The organism is Limnohabitans sp., from assembly GCF_046052825.1.
GTDB lineage: Bacteria > Pseudomonadota > Gammaproteobacteria > Burkholderiales > Burkholderiaceae_C > Limnohabitans.
In genome coordinates this window covers 1-15,367 of record NZ_JAVLFP010000050.1, presented here as the reverse complement: position 1 = coordinate 15,367, position 15,367 = coordinate 1, and the positions used below count along the sequence as shown (strand labels likewise).

The window sequence follows — 15,367 nt, the reverse complement described above, 5'->3', positions numbered from 1 at the left end:
AGGTGCACCGGCATGTGAGGCGCGTTGGCGATCAGGTTGCCAGCCGCATCGAACAGCGCGCAGGAAAAATCCAGCCGCTCCTTGATGTTCACCGAGTAGGCCGTGTTCTGCAGTTGCAGCCCCATCTGCTCCGCAATGTTCATGAACAGGTTGTTGAACACCTCCAGCAGCACGGGGTCCACCTGCGTGCCTGCGGCATAACGCACGCTGCGTGCCACATGACGGGTCAACACCAAGTGGTCCAGCGCACTCAAGCGCGCTTGCCAACCCGGCTCCACCACCGTGGTGGCATTTTTCTCGGCCACGATGGCCGGGCCCGTGACCACATCGCCCGCACGCAAGTCCTCGCGCACCACCAGCGCGGCGTCGTGCCAAGCCCCCTCGGCGTACATGCGCACCGTGTCGCGACGTGGCACCTCACGGGGGGGATGCACGGTGTGGCGCTGCTCGCTGGGGGCGTCGCCCGCCAGCAGCACTTCCACCGACACGGCCTCGACCACCAAGGCTTTGCCCGTCATCAAGAATGCAAAACGCTGGCGGTAAGCGGCTTCAAACGCAGCCACGATGTCGGGCAATTCGCCCATGGGCACACGCAAGGCCGAATCGCTGCCTTGGTAGCGCACATGCACGCTGCGCCGCACCGACACCGCACCTGCGGCACCTTGCTGCTGCAACAGTTCGGCTTGTGCTGCGGCCTGGAGCGAGGCCAAGGTCTGTTCGAGGATGTCCATGCTGGCGCTCACCAAGGGCAGTTCAATGGCCTGTTCACGGATCACGTTTTGATCGGCCAGTCCCATGCCATAGGCCGACAGCACACCCGCCAAGGGATGCACCAACACCCGGGTCATGCCCAAGGCATCGGCCACCAAGCACGCGTGCTGCCCGCCCGCGCCGCCAAAGCACTGCAAGGTGTAGCGCGTCACGTCATAGCCGCGTGCCACCGAAATTTTCTTGATGGCATTGGCCATCTGTTGCACCGCGATCTGCACAAAGCCTTCGGCCAAGGCTTCGGGCGTGCGCTGCATGTCGCGCGCCATGGCGTCAAACTGCTGCGCCACCACGGCATGGTCGAGTGGCTCGTTGGCCTGTGGGCCAAACACATGGGGAAAGTGCTTGGCTTGCACCTTGCCCAGCATCACGTTGGCGTCGGTCACGGTCAGTGGCCCACCACGTCGGTAGCTCGCAGGCCCCGGGTTGGCGCCCGCGCTTTGCGGCCCCACACGCAAACGTGCGCCATCAAAGCTCAAGATCGACCCACCGCCTGCAGCCACGGTGTGGATGCTCATCATGGGCGCGCGCATGCGCACCCCTGCCACCTGGGTTTCAAACTCGCGCTCAAACTCACCGGCGTAGTGCGAAACATCAGTCGAAGTGCCCCCCATGTCAAAGCCAATCACCTTCACGCCGTCGCCGGGTGCGTCTTCGGCCTGGGCCAACTCGGCTGTGCGTGCCATGCCCACGATGCCGCCCGCCGGTCCCGACAAGATGGCATCTTTGCCCTGGAACACATGGGCGTCGGTCAAGCCCCCCGAGGACTGCATGAAGAACAGTGACACGCCCGGCATCTCGGCGGCCACTTGGTCCACATAGCGACGCAAGATGGGTGACAAATACGCGTCCACCACCGTGGTGTCGCCCCGGCTGACGAACTTCATCATCGGGCTGGTGCCGTGCGAGGTGCTCACCTGGGTGAAGCCCAGCTCACGCGCCAGTTGGGCCGCCGCTTGTTCGTGTGCGGTGTACCGGTACCCGTGCATGAAGACCACCGCCACGCTGCGCAGACCCCGCGCAAATGCAGCCTGCAACTCGGCGCGCAAATGGGCGAGGTCCAAATCCTGCACCACCTCACCGTGGGCGCCCATGCGCTCGTGCGCTTCGATCACCTCTTGGTACAGCAACTCGGGCAACACAATGTGCCGGTCAAACAAACGCGGGCGGTTTTGGTAGGCAATGCGCAAGGCATCTTTGAACCCTTGGGTGGTCACCCACAGAGTGGGCTCGCCTTTGCGCTCCAACAAGGCATTGGTGGCCACGGTTGTCCCCATCTTCACGCAGGCCACTTGGTCGGACGAAATGACTTGACCTGGCTGCAAGCCCAACAAGTGGCGAATGCCCGCCACGGCGGCGTCGCGGTATTGCTCGGGGTTGTCAGACAACAGTTTGTGGGTCACCAAGCTGCCGTCGGGCCGCTTGGCCACGATGTCGGTGAAGGTGCCGCCTCGGTCAATCCAGAATTGCCATTTGTCAGGGGTAGGTGTCGCTTGCATGCAAGGATTTTGACATCCGCTGCGCTGTGTCATGGCGCTCACAGCGTTCGTTATAGTCAAGGCTTACTCTTTCACACATTCCGCCCAGGAGTTTTCATGCAACGTCGAAGCTTCCCAATCACCGCGCTCTCATTGGCCTTGTTCGCTGGCAGTGCCTTTGCCCAAACCAAATGGGACTTACCCGCCGCTTATGCCGCGACCAACTTCCACTCTGAGAACTTGATTCAATTCGCCAAAGACGTGGATGCCGCCACCGCAGGCAAACTCAAAATCACGGTGCACGCCAACGCGTCGCTGTTCAAAGCCAACGAAATCAAACGCGCCGTGCAAGGCGGCCAAGCGCAAATTGGCGAAGTGCTGTTGGTGAACTTTGAAAACGAAAACCCCATCTACGGCACCGACGGCATTCCGTTCTTGGCCAACAGCTACGCCGACTCCAAGCGCTTGTACGACGCGCAAAAACCGGTGCTTGACAAGCTGCTGGGCGCGCAAGGCATGAAGCTGTTGTTTGCGGTGGCTTGGCCGTCGCAAGGCATTTACACCAAGAAAGAAATCAACTCAGTGGCCGACCTGCGTGGCATCAAGTGGCGCGCCTACAGCCCCGCCACTGCCAAGATTGCCGAGCTGATTGGGGCGCAACCCGTCACCATCCAAGCGGCCGAGTTGTCGCAAGCCCTGGCCACCGGCGTGGTGGAAAGCTACATGAGCTCGGGCTCCACCGGTTACGACACCAAGACCTATGAGAGCTTGAAGTACTTCTACGACACCCAAGCTTGGTTGCCCAAGAACGCCGTGATCGTGAACAAGAAAGCCTTCGACGCACTCGACCCCTCCACCCAAGCGGCCTTGACCAAAACGGCTGCCGAAGCCGAAGCACGTGGCTGGAAAGTCAGTGCCGAGAAAGACGGTTTTTACAAAAAAGCTTTGACTGAAAAAGGCATGAAAGTGGTCACCCCCAGCGCCAAGCTGATGGACGACATGCGCCAAGTCGGCAGCATCATGCTGGCCGATTGGCAAAAGAAGGCGGGGCCTGATGGTGAAGCCATCATTGCCGCCTACGCCAAGTCGGCACCGGCTGCCCCCAAAGCTGGCAAAAAGTGATGCGTCGATTTCTCGACCGGCTCTACTTGGCAGCAGGGGCCCTGGGGGCCCTTTTCATTGCCTTGATTTGCGTCTTGATGGTGGCGCAAAGCATTCTGCGTGAGTTCAGTGTGCGCACCGGCGCGGTCAACGATGTGGTGTCTTGGTTTTGCGCCGCTGCGGCATTTTTTGCCATGGCCCACGCCTTCAAGCATGGCGACTTTGTGCGTGTGACTTTGTTGCTCGAAGCGGTGTCTGTGCCCTGGCGCAAGCGCTTGGAGCTTGCGGCCTTGTGCGTGGGTTCGGTCGCGGTGTCTTATTTGGCGTGGTGGGCTTGCAAGTTCACCTATGAGAGCTGGGAGTTCAACGACATCGCCCAGGGCCTGCTGCCCATCCCCATGTGGATTCCCCAACTGAGCTTTGCCATCGGCTCGGTGCTGTTGCTGATTGCTGTGCTCGATGAGTTGGTCTTGGTGCTGCGCGGCCAAACCCCCACCTATGTGCGCGAGGTCCAAGAGCGACACGCACGCGGTGACTTTTCTTCCGACGTCTAAGCCCCAAGGTTCTATGGAAATTCTTCTCGTCGGCGGCTTGTTGCTGTTCATCATGTTCCTGCTGCTCTCGGGCGGGGTGTGGATTGCCATGACCTTGGCCATTTGCGGCTGGGTGGGTCAGGCGTTCTTTACCGACACGCAACCAGGCAAAAACCTGTTCAGCGCGTTTTGGGAAAGCAATGCCAGCTGGGAGCTGGCCGCATTGCCGCTGTTCATTTGGATGGGCGAAATTTTGTTTCGCACCAAGCTGAGTGAAGAGATGTTTGAAGGCCTGCGCCCCTGGCTCAACCGGGTGCCGGGTCGCTTGATGCACACCACCATTTTGGGCTGTGGCATTTTTGGATCGGTGTCTGGCTCTTCGGCAGCAACCTGCGCCACCATCAGCAAAGTGGCCTTGCCCGAGTTGATGAAACGCGGCTACAGCGAGAAACTGGCCTTGGGTTCATTGGCCACGGCTGGCACCTTGGGTATTTTGATTCCACCCTCCATCACCATGGTGGTGTACGCGGTGGCGGCTGACGCGTCGATCATTCGCATTTTCTTGGCCGGCTTTTTGCCGGGGCTGCTGTTGATGGCGTTGTTCAGCGGCTACATCATGTGGTGGAGCTTGCGCCACCCCGACCAGGTGCCCCCACCCGATGCACCGACCACCTTCTGGGAAAAAATCAAACTCTCGCGCAGCCTCATTCCGTGTGGTGCCTTGATTGTGTTTGTCTGTTGGGTGCTGATTGCGGGCTACGCCACGGCCACCGAATGCGCCGCCTATGGCGTGGTGGGCTCGCTGGGTTTGGCCGCCTGGAGCCGCAGCCTGACTTGGAACAACTTCTGCGAAGGCCTGATGGGCACCACCCGATCGAGCTGCATGATCATGTTCATCTTGGCCGGTGCGGCGTTTCTCACCAAGACCATGGCCTTCACCGGCATTCCGCGCGAGCTGGCTGAGTGGGTCAATGGCATGCACCTGTCACCGTTGGCCTTGATCGCGGTGTTGACCGTGGTCTACTTGATTTTGGGCACCGCGCTCGACGGCATCAGCATGATCGTGCTCACCAGCGCGGTGGTGTTGCCCATGATTCAAAAAGCAGGCTTTGACTTGGTGTGGTTTGGCATTTTCATCGTGCTGTTGGTTGAAATTGCCGAGGTCACCCCGCCCGTGGGGTTCAACCTGTTTGTGTTGCAAAACATGACCGGCAAAGACAGCAACACCATTGCCAAAGCGGCGATTCCGTTCTTTGGCTGCTTGGTGGTCTGCATTGTGTTGATCACGGTGTTCCCGCAAATCGTCACGTACCTGCCAGATGCAGTGATGGGCGTGGACAAGTAAGCAAGTCGTCGCGCCAAAACTCGGCGGCGTTCAAGTACCCGTCCCACACACAGCCGTTGCAGCCTCGCCCACAGCACGTGGTCGGCTCTGGCGGTGGGGGGCGCATGTCCAACTGGTGCTGCGCCACCAACACAAGGCCCACGGCAAACATGGCACGGGCCTCGGTGGCGTCGCGCAAGGGCATGTATTTCAAACGCTCAAAAGGCATGCCGAAATCTTAACCGCCGCCCCGCTGCATATACAGATCAAAGCGGCGCATGAAGGTGTAGCGCTGAGCGGCGTCGCACGCGCTGAAGTCAAACTGCACCAGCAAACGTGGAATGCGCGCCAGTGCAATCACACGCGGTGCCCCCACCGACCAGCGCACGTGCAAGCGGGCGACGTCCGACGCGGTGGGCCCCAAGTCAATGCGCACGCTTTGCCCCTCACGTTGCCATGCGTGCGCGCCAATGGCGGCAGGCAACCAACCCAGCCATTCGGCTTCGGTGCAGCCCATTTCGCGGGCAAACGATGCGTCGTAATGCGATTGCACAGCAGTGAAAGTAGGGGCGCAGCGCGGTGCGAGAGGGGAATGTCAACCGCCTGCGATGGGCGGCCAAATGGCCAGCACATCGCCTTCGACCAAGGTGGTGGTCCAGCGTTTTTCGGGTTCGATGTAGCGGCCATTCACCAGCACCAGGTGCACCAGCTTCGGGGGCATGCCAAAGGGTTCGATGATTTGGGCAATGGTGGCGTCAGGTGCCACCTCCAGCTGCATCAGGTTGTCACGCCGCACAGCGGGCGGCAGGTAGTCGGTGAGCGTGGCGAAAAGCTTGAAGGTGATCTGCATGCCGCGAGACTCTACACGCACCCCTCAACGGCGGCGGTGATCCGCAGCCCCCGACCATTGGCCTTGGCCCTGCGCACAGGCCAAGTAGGCGTCCATCAGACGCGTGGGGTCTTGCTGGAGCTTGTCTTTCCAAGGGCCCAATCGCACCTGGCCCTCGACCAAGCCACGCATCACGCCCACATGCTCGGTCCAGCCCACGCTGTTGCAGCCCACCAGCACATCGTCTTTGAACTGCAAGCTCAGGTGACGACCGTCGGCGGTGAGTTCGGCGTGTTCGCCGCCTGGCACGCCTTGCCAGTTGCCAAAGCTCGCCGAGATCAGCCCCAGGGTGTCGAGCACGTTGATTTGCGTGACGCCTTTGAGGGCTGCGTGCTGGCCCACCATGTTCAAAGCAGCCACACGCGCTTGCTCAGCGGCATTGGGCTGGATGGCACTGACGATGGTGGTGCCACTGACCTTGTCGAACGCTTCGGCGCAGTCGCCCGCAGCGTAGATGCCCGGCACATTGGTTTGCAAATGCTCGTCGGTCAACACCCCTTGCAAGCAGGTGATGCCACTGTTTTTGAGAAAGTCGATGCAGGGCTTCACGCCGGTGGCGCTGATCACCAAATCAGCGGCAATTTTGTCGCCCGTGGACAAGCGCACTTGCAGGTGCGCATCGGTGGTGTCGTGCGCGCCACCCGTGGGCACAATGGCCTCGACCTTGGCACCTGTGAACACGTGCACACCCTTGGCCTCGCACCAGTCGCGGATCATGCCGCCGGCCACCGGGCCCATCATGCGCGGCACCATGCGGTCGCCCATTTCCACCACACTCAAATTCACACCGCGTGCGGCCAAGGCTTCCATGATGATGCAGCCAATGAAGCCCGCGCCCATTTGCAACACGCGTGCGCCGGGTTGAGCCAAGGCCATGATGGCCCGGGCATCCTCCAGCGTCCAGCACGGGTGCACGCCCGCGCTGTCGATGCCTGGAATGGGTGGGCGCACCGGGCGTGACCCGGTGGCAATCAGCAAGGTGTCAAAGCCCAAGCGGCTGCCGTTGTCGAGCACCACTTGGCGTGCAGCCACATCCACCGATTCCGCGCGGGCCGTGACTTGCGTCACGTTCAAGTGCTTGAAATGGTCGGCCGTTTTGCGCAGATAGGTGCCACGCTCGTCGATGTTGCCGATCAGCAGGTACGGAATGGCCATGCGCGAGTACGGCGGCTCGGCCTCATCGCCCACCAGGGTGATGCGGTCGTGGGGCGCGTGCTTGCGGATGGTTTCTGCGGCAATCACGCCCGCTGGGCCAGCGCCAAGAATGACGTGATGGGTCATGACCTACCGCCTCAAAGTCCGAGGCGTTGTTTGGTGGCTTCGGTCGGACGACCGTCAGCGTCCCAACCACGCACGTCGTAGTACTTGGGCAGCATCTGCGGCAGCATGCTGACCTTGCCTTTGGCCGGGCCGGTCTTGGCCGCTTCGGTCAGCAAACGCTTGGGCAGGCTGTCGTCTTTGGAGGTGAAGCCTGCGGCGTTGTTGAACTCGCGCTCCATGTTCCAAATGCGCTCGCCAATTTTCTCCAGCTCTTCGGTGGTGTAGTCCTCGTTGCAGGCGGCTTGCATTTGCGGTGCCAAGTCGGCCAGTCCCCACGCAAAGGTGGTGAAGATGCACAGGCCCGACGAGTCAAATGCAGCGGTGGCGTCTTGGAAGGCTTTGACCAACTCGGGCTTGCCCTCGTGTTCCAGCGGATCGGTCTTGACGGGAATGCCCAACACTTCCGACGCGATGGTGTAGCCCCGCAAATGGCAGGCACCCCGGTTGGAGGTGGCATACGCTAAGCCGATGCCCTGGATGGCACGGCCGTCGTAGGCCGGGAACTCTTGGCCTTTGACACTCATGCTCAGGTCGGGGTGGCCGTATTTTTCGGTCAGGCGTTTGGAGCCTTGGCCGATCTCTTTGCCAAAGCCTCGGCCATTGACGGTTTCTTCAGCAAAGAAGGCCAGTGCTTGGGCGGATCCAAACTTGGCGTCGATGCCCAACTGCTCTTGGGTCAGCACGCCCATTTCGTACAACTCCATCACGGCGCCCACGGTGGCGCCAAAGCTGATGGGGTCAATGCCTTCTTCGTTGCACAACAGGTTGGCGTACTGCAAGGCCTCCAAGTCGTTCACACCGTTGGCTGCGCCCAAAGCCCAAGCAGCTTCGTATTCCAAGCCGCCGGACGCGCCCCAGTACTGGGGTTTGTTTTGGACCGTGAAGTGGGTCTCGTCCATCTTGCTGATACGCCCACACGCAATGGTGCAACCAAAGCAGGCCTGGTTGGTGACCAGGTGTTTTTTGCCATCGCTCTCGCGCGGCGTGGCCATGGCTTCGGCAGAAATGTCTTTGGCACCTTCAAACTGCACATCGCGGTGGTTGCGCGTCGGCAAGGCCCCCACTTCGTTGATCACGTTCATCAACACCTGGGTGCCATAGGCTGGCAGGCCTTGGCCTGTGACCGCGTTGTCGGCCAAGATTTTTTTCTTCTCGGCGGTGACCTTCATGAAGGCCTTGGGGTCACGCACATTGCCCACGCCGAGGGTGCCACGCACAGCCAGGGCCTTGAGGTTTTTGCTGCCCATCACAGCGCCCACACCCGAGCGGCCTGCCGCACGGTGCAAGTCGTTCACCACCGAGGCATACAGCACATGGTTCTCACCGGCTTTGCCGATGGACGACACACGCACCAGCGGGTCTTGCAAGGTCTTTTTGAGGTGGGCTTCGGTTTCCCACACGCTCTTGCCCCAGATGTCGGCGGCGTCCCGCAACTCGGCCACGCCGTCGTTGATGTACAGGTAAACCGGCGTGGGCGACTTGCCTTCGCAAATCACCATGTCCCAGCCCGCCATCTTGAGCTCAGCGCCAAAGTAGCCGCCCGAGTTCGAGCAGGCAATGGCACCCGTCAAGGGCCCTTTGGTGATGACGGTGTAGCGTCCACCGGTGGAGGCCATGGTGCCCGTCAGAGGACCGGTGGCCCAGATGAGCTTGTTGTCAGGCGACAGCGGGTCCACCTTGGGGTCGATTTCGCTGATCAGGTATTTGGAGCCCAAGCCACGCGAGCCCACGTAGTCGCGCGCCCATTGCATGTTCAGGGGCTCGCTCTTGACGGTGCCTGCGGTGAGGTTGATGCGGAGGATTTTTCCAGCCCAAGTCATGATGTGTTCTCCTGGTGTTGGCTCAAGCGGCAGACGCTTGGTTGCCCAATTTATTGGCCCACTGTTTCATCTTGTCGAGGCCGGTCCAGTTGGCGTCGACAAAGGTGATGGCAGCGGTGGGGCAGGCCGAAGCGCAAGCCGGGTCACCACCGCACAAATCGCACTTTTGCACTTTGCCGGTTTCTTGCACGTAGTTGATGGTGCCGAAAGGACAGGCAATGGTGCAGACTTTGCAGCCCACACAGGTGGTCTCATTGACCTCCATCGCACCCGTGGTTTTGTTTTGTGTGATGGCCTCCACAGGGCAGGCGTGCAAGCACCAAGCCTCGTCGCACTGGGTGCAGGTGTAGGGCACTTTTTTGCCGGTCTCGTGGAAGTCGAACACCTTGATGCGTGACTTGGCAGTGGCAAAGGTGCCGTAGTTCTCGAACGAACAAGCCATCTCGCACTGCAAGCAGCCGGTGCATTTGTCGGGGTTGATGTGCAAAATTTTTTGCATCTGTGTCTCCTGTGGCGGGGATGAGGTAACACCCCTTCTTGATGAATGGGTATGCACAGCATTTTGGGAAACCTAGGAAGCGCTTCTCCTAAGTGTTAACCCTTTAAACCTGCATCTTCGCCAAATAAAAAGCCTCTTGCGTGACCGCAAGAGGCTTGGAAGCACCGCAGGCCCAAGGCCTGCGATGGTGGGCTTCAAGCAGCGACTTTGTCGGCCGCTTCTTTGTACTCCGCGATCTGGTCAAAGTTGAGGTACTTGTAAATCTTGCTGCCATCGGCGTTGATCACGCCCATGTCGGCCAAGTACTCGGCTTGGGTGGGGATGCGGCCAATCTTGGATGCCACTGCCGACAACTCGGCAGAGCCCAAATACACCTGTGTGTTTTTGCCCAAACGGTTGGGGAAGTTACGCGTGCTGGTGGACATCACGGTCGCGCCCTCTTTCACCTGTGCTTGGTTGCCCATGCACAGCGAACAGCCTGGCATTTCCATGCGGGCCCCGGCGTTGCCAAAGATGCCGTAGTGGCCCTCTTCGGTCAACTGCTGGGCATCCATCTTGGTGGGCGGCGCCATCCACAGCTTGACGGGGATGTCACGCTTGCCTTCAAGCAACTTAGAGGCAGCACGGAAGTGGCCAATGTTGGTCATGCAAGAGCCAATGAACACTTCGTCAATCTTGGCACCTGCCACGTCAGACAAGGTCTTGGCATCATCCGGGTCGTTGGGGCAGCACACGATGGGCTCGACGATGTCGGCCAAGTCAATCTCAATCACTGCCGCGTATTCGGCACCTGCGTCGGGTTGCAACAGTTGGGGATTGGCCAACCAGGCTTCCATGGCTTGGATGCGGCGCGTGATGGTGCGCGCATCGGCATAGCCTTGGGCAATCATGTTCTTCAACAACACGATGTTGCTGTTGAGGTACTCGATCACAGGCTCTTTGTTCAGGTGCACCGTGCAACCGGCGGCAGAGCGCTCGGCAGAGGCGTCGGACAACTCAAACGCTTGCTCGACCTTCATGTCGGGCAGGCCTTCGATTTCCAAAATGCGGCCAGAGAAGATGTTCTTCTTGCCTTTCTTTTCCACCGTCAACAAACCTTGCTTGATGGCGTACAGCGGAATGGCATGCACCAAATCGCGCAGGGTCACACCAGGCTGCATCTTGCCTTTGAAGCGCACCAACACCGACTCCGGCATGTCCAGAGGCATCACGCCCGTGGCAGCGGCAAACGCCACCAAGCCCGAACCCGCAGGGAAGCTGATGCCGATGGGGAAACGTGTGTGGCTGTCGCCACCGGTGCCCACGGTGTCGGGCAACAACATGCGGTTGAGCCAGCTGTGGATGATGCCGTCACCGGGCTTCAAGCTGATGCCACCGCGGTTGCTGATGAACTCAGGCAGCTCGTGGTGCATCTTCACGTCCACGGGCTTGGGGTAGGCCGCGGTGTGGCAGAACGACTGCATCACCAAGTCAGAACTGAAGCCCAAGCAGGCCAAGTCTTTCAACTCGTCACGGGTCATGGGGCCGGTGGTGTCTTGTGAACCCACCGAGGTCATCTTGGGTTCGCAGTAAGTACCGGGCAACACGCCCTGGCCTTCTGGCAAACCGCAAGCGCGGCCCACCATTTTTTGCGCCAAGGTGAAACCCTTGACCTTGTTGGTCGGCACTTGGGGCAGACGGAACAGGGTGGAGGCAGGCAAGCCCAGCGCTTCGCGGGCTTTGGTGGTCAAGCCACGGCCCACGATCAAGGGGATACGGCCACCGGCACGCACTTCGTCAAACAACACATCGCTCTTGACGGTGAAGCTGGCAATCTCTTGGCCATCTTTGAAGGCCTTGCCTTCGTAAGGGCGCAACTCGATCACGTCACCCATGTTCATTTGCGACACATCAAGTTCGATCGGCAATGCGCCCGCATCTTCCATGGTGTTGTAAAAAATCGGCGCAATCTTGTTGCCCAAACACACACCACCGAAACGCTTGTTCGGCACAAATGGAATGTCTTCACCGGTGAACCACAGCACGCTGTTGGTGGCCGACTTGCGGCTTGAACCGGTACCCACCACGTCGCCCACGTAGGCCACCAGGTTGCCCTTGGCACGCAGGTCTTCGATGAATTTGACGGGACCGCGCTTGCCATCCTCTTCAGGGGTGATGCCATCGCGCTTGTTTTTCAACATCGCCAAAGCATGCAATGGAATGTCAGGGCGGCTCCAGGCATCGGGCGCGGGCGACAAGTCGTCGGTGTTGGTTTCGCCCGTGACTTTGAGCACGGTCAAGGTGATGCTGTGGGGCACTTCGGGGCGGCTGGTGAACCACTCGGCGTCGGCCCAGCTTTGCAACACAGACTTGGCGTTGGCATTGCCCTTGTCGGCTTTGTCTTTGACGTCGTGGAACTGGTCAAACATCAACAAGGTTTTCTTCAAGGCCTCAGCAGCCACACCACCGACTGCCGCGTCGTCGAGCAAGTCGATCAACGGGGTCAGGTTGTAGCCACCCAACATGGTGCCCAACAATTCGGTTGCTTTTTCGCGGCTGATCAGCGCACTTTTTTCAGTGCCATGGGCCACAGCGGCCAAGTAGCTGGCTTTGACCTTGGCAGCATCGTCCACACCGGCTGGCACACGGTGGGTGATGAGGTCAACCAAGGTGGCCTCTTCACCTTGGGGTGGGTTCTTCAGCAGCTCAATGAGCTCGCCGGTTTGCTTTGCCGTCAAAGGCAGCGGGGGGATGCCCAGCGCTTTGCGCTCGGCCACGTGGTCACGGTAGGCTTTCAACATGGTTTTCTCTCCGGTCTATCAAATCAAAAAAGTGAAGGGTTATTTCTTGGCCAAATTCGCGCCCGTGTTCAAGCCTTCCAGCAAGCTCACAGGCGGGGCCAATTTCATCGCTTGGGCCACGGCCATTTGGTCGGGGCTTTGGCATTCGTCGGCCATGCGCTGGCCGAGTTTGCTGTTCATCAACATCGACTTGTTGGACAACTGCAGCCACATCGCACCGGCTTGGGCGTCTTCCAAACGGATGGCGCCTGTGGCCGACACCACCGGGCGCATGTGGAACAGATGCTTGTTCATCTGCACATGAAAGTGGTCGGCGTTTTGCGTGTCTGGCGTCACATGCACCGCGTTGCCCAGCTCACACACCATGCGTCCGGTGTGCACTTGCTCGGCCACCGCCGTGCGGTCGGGGTCCAGGGGTGGCTCGCTGGCAAGCATGGGGGCGGGTGCGCTGGGGCGCTTGTAGGTGGCAACCGGCTTGGGCGCTGTTTGGGCCTTGGCTTGGGCTTTGTCTTTGGCTTTGTGGGTCTGCTCAGGCTTGGCCTTGGCCACAGGTTTGGGCTTGGCAGCGTCGTCGCTCGTTGCCGCCAGCAAGGTGGCCGGCACGAGTGCCAGCGACAGGGTGCTGGCAATGATCCAGTTACGCATGACCGTCTCCTTGTGAATCACCGAAGAATAGCCGCACCTCGTGCGGCAGGGGACGGCCAGTTGCATGGGCACGCTCGATCAGATGCCAAAAGAAGCGGTAGCTGGCACGGTCGTGCAAATGGCCCCGGTAGCTGATGGGTGCCCAGTGGGCAGCCACGGCGGCCAGCACCACCTCGCAGGCTTGGTCGATCTCAGCCGCATCAGGGGCCATGGCCTCCAGGATGGGGCGTATTTGCGCGGGATGAATGCTCCACATGCGGGTGAATCCCAGCTGCTGGGCCGCACGCTGGGCGGCGCTTCGCATGGCCTGGACGTCACTGAACTCGGTGACCACACAGTGCGAGGGCACTTTGCCGTGGGCATGGCAAGCGCTGGCAATCTCTAACTTGGCACGCAGCACCAAAGGATGGCTGAACTGCCCCTCAGAGCTCATGCCTGCCGCAGGAATTGCCCCACCGTGAGACGACACAAAATCCATCAAACCAAAACTCAGCGACTGCACCCGGGGGTGCGCCGCGATCTCAAAAGCACGGTGCACCGCAGCGGGCGACTCGATCAGCACCTGCAAAGGCAAGTGTGCGGCGCCGGCATTCACCAAAGCGCGCTCGGCACGCTCGATGTCGGCCACCGACTCCACCTTGGGCAGCATGATGTGGCGCAAGCGGTGCCCCGCTTTGCCCGCAATGTGGGCGATGTCGGCCTCAAAGCAGGCATGGTCGACCGGATGCACCCGCACCGCCACGCGTGCTTGGGGCGATGCGGCCAAGGCCAGTTCGGTCACCAAGGCGGCGTGTTCGGCTTCGCCGCCCACAGGGGCGCCGTCTTCGCAGTCCAAGGTGGCATCAAACACACAGGTGCCAAACTCTTGCGTCATCTCCGCTTGCAGCTGCAAGCTTTTGCGCATGCGCACCTCGACACCGCTGTAGTGATCGCACACGGGCAACGACACGCGAGACGCTTGCGCACCCAGCAACACGTCGCGCGGATGCGCGCCCCCGCCAACCTGGTGGGCGGTGGGGGCAGCGAGGCTCATGCGGATGGCTTCCTGTCGTGCTTGACTTGGGGCGGCTTACTTGATCAGGTGGGCCACGCCAGCTTGCTCGTCGGTCAGCTCTTTGAGCGTCTTGTCGATGCAGCTTTGGCTGAAAGCGTCGATGGCCAAGCCCTCGACCACTTGGTATTCGCCGTTGTCGCAGGTCACGGGGAAACCAAACATGACGTCTTTAGGAATGCCATACCAGCCTTGCGAAGGAATGCCCATGGTCACCCACTTGCCGTTGGTGCCCAAAGCCCAGTCGCGCATGTGGTCGATGGCGGCGTTGGCGGCCGATGCGGCCGACGACAAGCCACGCGCTTCGATGATGGCGGCACCGCGCTTGCCCACGGTGGGCAAGAACACGTTGGCGTTCCACTCTTGGTCGTTGATCATGTCTTTGACCGACTCGCCCTGGATGGTGGCAAAACGGTAGTCGGCGTACATCGTGGGCGAGTGGTTGCCCCACACGGTGAGCTTTTCGATGTCAGCAACGGCTTTGCCGGTCTTGGCGGCAATTTGGCTGGCCGCACGGTTGTGGTCCAGGCGCAGCATGGCGGTGAAGTTGCCAGGCTTCAAGTCAGGTGCGGCCTTCATGGCGATGTAGGCGTTGGTGTTGGCGGGGTTGCCCACCACCAGCACTTTGACGTCGCGCGACGCCACGGCATTCAAGGCCTTGCCTTGGGTTGTGAAAATGGCACCGTTGATGGCCAACAACTCAGCGCGCTCCATGCCTGGGCCGCGGGGGCGTGAGCCCACCAACAAAGCGTAATCGGTGTCTTTGAACGCGTTCATCGGGTCAGCATGGGCTTCCATGCCCACCAACAGGGGGAACGCGCAATCTTCGAGCTCCATCATCACGCCCTTGAGTGCTTTTTGGGCTTTCTCGTCAGGAATTTCCAGCAGTTGCAAGATCACGGGTTGGTCTTTGCCCAGCATTTCGCCCGAAGCGATGCGAAACAACAAGGCATAACCGATTTGGCCAGCTGCGCCGGTAACGGCAACGCGAACAGGCTTTTTGCTCATGGTGAAAACTCCAGTTAGGTGAGGGATGAAAAAAAGATGTCGACAAGTTTACCCTCGAAAACCCTCAAGGCACCTGTCTTATGTCTTATAGAAGATATGATCCGAGCTTGACAAAGACCTGACACCTTTCCTTTTGCACCCACCCATGGCC

At 60.2% G+C, this 15,367-nt stretch carries 14 protein-coding genes; 3 read left to right on the top strand and 11 right to left on the bottom strand.

Features of this window, described 5'->3' with window-relative positions; translation table 11 throughout:
- The coding region (locus tag ACKWJN_RS08425) for a hydantoinase/oxoprolinase family protein (protein ID WP_408595952.1) at positions 1-2,267 on the bottom strand (2,267 nt) is incomplete at its 3' end.
- 96 nt (positions 2,268-2,363) lie between these two features.
- Between ACKWJN_RS08425 and ACKWJN_RS08420 the strand changes: the two genes are divergently transcribed.
- From ACKWJN_RS08420 to ACKWJN_RS08410, 3 genes are read left to right on the top strand one after another with little or no spacing between them, the layout of a single operon-like run.
- A complete protein-coding gene (locus ACKWJN_RS08420; RefSeq protein WP_408595950.1) occupies positions 2,364-3,368 on the top strand; it encodes a TRAP transporter substrate-binding protein in 1,005 nt (334 codons plus the stop codon).
- Positions 3,368-3,901, top strand: coding sequence for a TRAP transporter small permease (locus tag ACKWJN_RS08415; protein ID WP_408595948.1), 534 nt, complete (start codon positions 3,368-3,370; stop codon positions 3,899-3,901). The genes ACKWJN_RS08420 and ACKWJN_RS08415 overlap by 1 nt, the downstream gene beginning before the upstream one ends.
- A gap of 13 nt (positions 3,902-3,914) precedes the next feature.
- Positions 3,915-5,225 carry a TRAP transporter large permease gene (locus ACKWJN_RS08410; protein ID WP_408595946.1) on the top strand — a complete coding sequence of 437 codons (1,311 nt, stop codon included), beginning with the start codon at positions 3,915-3,917 and terminating at the stop codon, positions 5,223-5,225.
- On the opposite strand, the gene ACKWJN_RS08405 is transcribed toward ACKWJN_RS08410, so the two are convergent.
- The 10 genes from ACKWJN_RS08405 to ACKWJN_RS08360 all read right to left on the bottom strand — a co-directional run bounded on the left by ACKWJN_RS08405 (position 5,185) and on the right by ACKWJN_RS08360 (position 15,216).
- Complete coding sequence (locus ACKWJN_RS08405) at positions 5,185-5,433, bottom strand: oxidoreductase-like domain-containing protein (RefSeq protein WP_408595944.1); 249 nt, start codon at positions 5,431-5,433, stop codon at positions 5,185-5,187. The genes ACKWJN_RS08410 and ACKWJN_RS08405 overlap by 41 nt on opposite strands.
- 9 nt (positions 5,434-5,442) lie before the next feature.
- The gene (locus tag ACKWJN_RS08400) at positions 5,443-5,757 is read right to left on the bottom strand and encodes a hypothetical protein (RefSeq protein WP_408595942.1); all 315 of its coding nucleotides are present in this window, start codon (positions 5,755-5,757) and stop codon (positions 5,443-5,445) included.
- Positions 5,758-5,799: 42 nt separating this feature from the next.
- Positions 5,800-6,054: a MoaD/ThiS family protein gene (locus tag ACKWJN_RS08395; protein WP_408595940.1), complete on the bottom strand. Its 255-nt coding sequence runs from the start codon at positions 6,052-6,054 to the stop codon at positions 5,800-5,802.
- 24 nt (positions 6,055-6,078) lie between these two features.
- Positions 6,079-7,374 (bottom strand): NAD(P)/FAD-dependent oxidoreductase, encoded by a 1,296-nt coding sequence (locus tag ACKWJN_RS08390; protein ID WP_408595938.1) that lies wholly within the window; start codon positions 7,372-7,374, stop codon positions 6,079-6,081.
- An 11-nt stretch (positions 7,375-7,385) separates the two neighbouring features.
- A complete protein-coding gene (locus ACKWJN_RS08385; RefSeq protein WP_408595936.1) occupies positions 7,386-9,233 on the bottom strand; it encodes an aldehyde ferredoxin oxidoreductase family protein in 1,848 nt (615 codons plus the stop codon).
- Positions 9,234-9,255: 22 nt separating this feature from the next.
- A complete protein-coding gene (locus tag ACKWJN_RS08380; RefSeq protein ID WP_408595934.1) occupies positions 9,256-9,732 on the bottom strand; it encodes a 4Fe-4S dicluster domain-containing protein in 477 nt (158 codons plus the stop codon).
- A 194-nt stretch (positions 9,733-9,926) separates the two neighbouring features.
- On the bottom strand, positions 9,927-12,512 hold the full coding sequence (acnB, locus tag ACKWJN_RS08375; RefSeq protein ID WP_408595932.1) for a bifunctional aconitate hydratase 2/2-methylisocitrate dehydratase: 2,586 nt from the start codon (positions 12,510-12,512) through the stop codon (positions 9,927-9,929).
- Between the two features lie 39 nt (positions 12,513-12,551).
- Positions 12,552-13,157 (bottom strand): hypothetical protein, encoded by a 606-nt coding sequence (locus ACKWJN_RS08370; RefSeq protein WP_408595930.1) that lies wholly within the window; start codon positions 13,155-13,157, stop codon positions 12,552-12,554.
- A complete protein-coding gene (locus ACKWJN_RS08365) occupies positions 13,150-14,190 on the bottom strand; it encodes an HpcH/HpaI aldolase/citrate lyase family protein (RefSeq protein WP_408595928.1) in 1,041 nt (346 codons plus the stop codon). Before ACKWJN_RS08365 ends, ACKWJN_RS08370 begins: the two co-directional genes overlap by 8 nt.
- A 36-nt stretch (positions 14,191-14,226) precedes the next feature.
- On the bottom strand, positions 14,227-15,216 hold the full coding sequence (locus ACKWJN_RS08360; protein WP_408595926.1) for a malate dehydrogenase: 990 nt from the start codon (positions 15,214-15,216) through the stop codon (positions 14,227-14,229).
- Positions 15,217-15,367 lie beyond the last annotated feature (151 nt).

Coding starts and splice junctions, on each gene's coding strand:
- ACKWJN_RS08370 (WP_408595930.1), bottom strand. CDS start 13,157: ATGCGTAACTGGATCATTGCCAGCACCCTGTCGCTGGCACTCGTGCCG.
- ACKWJN_RS08420 (WP_408595950.1), top strand. CDS start 2,364: ATGCAACGTCGAAGCTTCCCAATCACCGCGCTCTCATTGGCCTTGTTC.
- ACKWJN_RS08360 (WP_408595926.1), bottom strand. CDS start 15,216: ATGAGCAAAAAGCCTGTTCGCGTTGCCGTTACCGGCGCAGCTGGCCAA.
- ACKWJN_RS08415 (WP_408595948.1), top strand. CDS start 3,368: ATGCGTCGATTTCTCGACCGGCTCTACTTGGCAGCAGGGGCCCTGGGG.
- ACKWJN_RS08410 (WP_408595946.1), top strand. CDS start 3,915: ATGGAAATTCTTCTCGTCGGCGGCTTGTTGCTGTTCATCATGTTCCTG.
- ACKWJN_RS08405 (WP_408595944.1), bottom strand. CDS start 5,433: ATGCCTTTTGAGCGTTTGAAATACATGCCCTTGCGCGACGCCACCGAG.
- ACKWJN_RS08380 (WP_408595934.1), bottom strand. CDS start 9,732: ATGCAAAAAATTTTGCACATCAACCCCGACAAATGCACCGGCTGCTTG.
- acnB (WP_408595932.1), bottom strand. CDS start 12,512: ATGTTGAAAGCCTACCGTGACCACGTGGCCGAGCGCAAAGCGCTGGGC.
- ACKWJN_RS08385 (WP_408595936.1), bottom strand. CDS start 9,233: ATGACTTGGGCTGGAAAAATCCTCCGCATCAACCTCACCGCAGGCACC.
- ACKWJN_RS08365 (WP_408595928.1), bottom strand. CDS start 14,190: ATGAGCCTCGCTGCCCCCACCGCCCACCAGGTTGGCGGGGGCGCGCAT.
- ACKWJN_RS08395 (WP_408595940.1), bottom strand. CDS start 6,054: ATGCAGATCACCTTCAAGCTTTTCGCCACGCTCACCGACTACCTGCCG.
- ACKWJN_RS08390 (WP_408595938.1), bottom strand. CDS start 7,374: ATGACCCATCACGTCATTCTTGGCGCTGGCCCAGCGGGCGTGATTGCC.